1 protein-coding gene is annotated in these 3,422 nt (G+C 38.9%); it reads left to right on the top strand.

Going from position 1 to position 3,422, the window contains the following annotated elements; translation table 11 throughout:
• Window positions 1-270: 270 nt before the first annotated feature.
• Window positions 271-3,207, top strand: a complete 2,937-nt coding sequence (locus H1P_RS31930; RefSeq protein WP_222427347.1) for a two-partner secretion domain-containing protein — start codon at window positions 271-273, stop codon at window positions 3,205-3,207.
• Window positions 3,208-3,422 lie beyond the last annotated feature (215 nt).

Here is a 3,422-nt window from a genome sequence, read left to right as displayed (position 1 = left end):
AAAATGGCGAGCGGGCGACATGAACGCCTGGGAAACCACAGGCGACGCGCCCTTGCCTTTAGACCAACTTCGGGCTTTATCTAACTCCTGACTGCTGACTGCTGACTCCTGACTTCAGCCCGAAGGGCGTGGTAACAATCATAATTTCGTTAATTTAATCGAGAATATCAAAGACAGTTTAACTATTCAAAGCGATCTCGCTCTCTGTGAGGCTCGTGCGCGGTTGCAAAATTTTACCGATCTATGAATTTGATGCCAAAAATATGGTTAATGAGCGGAGTGGTAACCTTTTGTTACTGGTTTCCCAATCTTGTTCAAGCTCAAGTAGTTCCTGATAGTACAACCCCCACTACCAAGATAACTGGTGATTGTTTAGTTCAATGCGATATTACAGGGGGAGTTCGAGCAGATAGTAATCTGTTTCATAGTTTTCGAGAGTTTAACATCGGTATTGGAGAAAGCCTTTATTTTGTCGATCCTGGAGTAGCTAATATTTTCAGTCGAGTTACAGGTAACAATAGTTCAGAAATTCTTGGCAATTTAGGGGTAACAGGAAACGCTAACTTATGGTTGATTAACCCCCAAGGAATTATTTTTGGTAACGGTGCAACCCTAGATGTTAATGGTTCATTTGTTGCTACCACTGCTGAGGAAATTGCTTTCGGAGATCGCGGTTTTTTCTCTGCTAACCCAGATTCTCAAGAAAATTTACCCCTTTTAACCGTCAATCCTTCAGCTTTTTTCTATCGTCAGATGGGTCAAAATGAACCTATTACTATAGAAGGAGCGTCTTTAGCTGTACCAGATCGAGAAAACATAGTATTACTGGGCGCGCAAAACAGCGAATCTATTCCAGGTGTTTCCCTTCAAGGAGCAACTATTAGTGCATCCCAAGGTAATATCCAAATAGGTGCAATAGCAGCAGATGGAATTATCAAAATCGATCCTGACTTTCAGTTAGAGTTTTCAGAAGACATTGCTAGAGGAGATATTACTGTTGCTCAAGGTAGCGTAATTGAATCATCTGGTATGGGTGGCGGAAGTATTAATATCCGAGGTGGAGAATTAAATGTTAGTGGAAATTCTCAAATACGATCTCGAACATTAGGCGATACAGACGGTGAAGATATTAGCATTACTGCGAACACTTTAAATATCAATGGAGGACTAATTTCTTCTTCTAGCTCAGGAGCGGGCAAAAGCTCCAATATCATAATTAATACAGAAATTCTGAATGTTTCAGGATACGGAGCAGACAGTTTTCAAAACTTAATTAGGCGAGGTGTTACTGGTAACTTAAGCGTAGAGGAGAATGAAGTTTCAGGAATTATCACTTTGGCGAATAATACTGGTGCAGCAGGAAATATCAATGTGGAGAGTGACAACATAGTATTTACTGATGGTGCGTTTCTTGGTAATGCTATCTATAGTAAAGGTCAAGGTGGTGATATAGACATTACCGCTACCCAAAACATTGAATTAATTCGCTCTGGTGTGTTGTCTCTCTCTGCCCTTAATAGTGTGGGTAACACAGGAAATGTAACCATTAATGCTCAAAAATTAATTGTTCAAGATGGTTCGCTGATTTCTACTTCAACTTTAGGACAAGGAGAAGGAGGCGATATTACAATTGAAGCGGAAGAATCAATAGAGTTATTACGAACTCCTGCAAGCTCAATTTTACCAACATCAATCTTTACTAATAGTGTTTCTCCTAATTCAGGAGATGATACTTCTCCTAATTCGGGAAATGCGGGAAACTTAAACCTTAGTACCAAAACCTTAATCATTCAAGATGGCTCGCAAATCTCATCTGCTAGCGGTTTATTAATTGGTGAGGGAGAAGTTTTGCCTTCTGGTGGTGCAGGAGGCGATATTAAGATTCATGCTGATGAGTCTGTAACAATTAGCGGTAGTTCTGAAAACGGCATTTTTCCTAGTAGTATTCTTAGCAGTACGGGGATTAATAGTAATAAACCCGCAGGTAATATCACGATTGACACAAGTAGATTTTTTTTTGAAGGTCAAGCTTTGATTTCCGCCTCTTCTGTAGGTGAAGGAAACGGAGGCGATATTGAGATTAATGCTGATGAGTTTATGCAAATAAATGGTTCTAATGAAACTTTACCAGCACTTATAGCAGAAAGTTCCTCTGGGGTTGGAATTCCAAATATTGATTTAACACTTGTCAGAGGTGCCTTGCTAGCAATAACGGCTGTTGGTGAAGGAGGAAAAATAAAGCTAACAACTCCCATACTTAATTTAGACAAGAGTTCTCTAATTTCTACTATTTCTTTCGGTAGTGGCAATGGCGGAAATATAGAAATAGAAGCCTCTCAAAAAGTAGAAGTTAGTAATGATGTAATTATTTCTACCGCAACTTTAAGTTCAGGAGATGCTGGAGATGTCAATATAGATACCAATCAACTGATAGCTAATAATAATTCCATTATTACTACCTTTTCTTCAGGTTTAGGTAAAGCAGGAGATATGACTATTAACGCCGATAAAATTAATCTCGAAAGTGGAGGCTCTCTCAATGCAACTACTCAATCTGGCGAAGAAGGTAATATTGATCTCACAATTGCTGATTCCCTAAAATTGGGAGATCGCGCAAGCATTACTACCAATGCTGGCAATCAAGGAAGTGGAGGCAATATTAAGATAGATACTGGCTTTTTAATTGCATTTCCTAGTAGTAGTATCACTGCAACAGCGAATAATGGTCAAGGAGGTAACATCGATATTAAAGCTCAAGAACTTTTTGTTGCTTCCCCCAATCAAATCGATGCTAGCTCTGATTCGGGAATCGATGGCAGAGTTAACATTGAGCGTTTTAATAACAATTTACGCAACAATTTGACTAAATTACCCGACAAAACCCTAGAAAGAAGCAATCAAATAGTTTCCCGTTGCGGTGCTGGTGATGAATTGGCTCAAAATAGTTTTGTTTACACTGGCAAAGGTGCTTTACCCCCTAGTCCTCTTGATGGCAATTTTTATAGTGATGAATTTCTCGTAGATTGGGGAACAGAAACTAGCGAATTTGAGTTACACCAAGTTCATCAGTCACCAAATACCGAAATAGTTGAAGCTACAGGTTGGATAGTTAGCGACAGAGGAAATGTCGTTTTAACCTCGGAGAAACCGTCTCAAATTTTACTACCTCAATATTGGGATACTTGTCCTTTTGGTAATGACAAGTGATTAATTATTAGTTATTAGTCATTAAATTTAAAAATATATTGGGGTTTTTCTGCACCTGCTTCCTCTGCTTCCTCTGCCTGCTTTCTTATTGTTTCTTGCTTCTTCGCACAAATTGCTAAAATTAGTAAAGAAACCAGCTTTGTTTTATTAAGATCGGGAAAATTTGAGGCAATATGTCAGAACAACAAAAATTACTCTTAGTAGACGATGAACCA

The sequence above is a fragment of the Hyella patelloides LEGE 07179 genome, assembly GCF_900659865.1.
Lineage (GTDB): Bacteria > Cyanobacteriota > Cyanobacteriia > Cyanobacteriales > Xenococcaceae > Hyella > Hyella patelloides.
The sequence above is the reverse complement of the archived record's forward strand: the minus strand, read 5'-3'. Positions and strand labels throughout refer to the sequence as shown.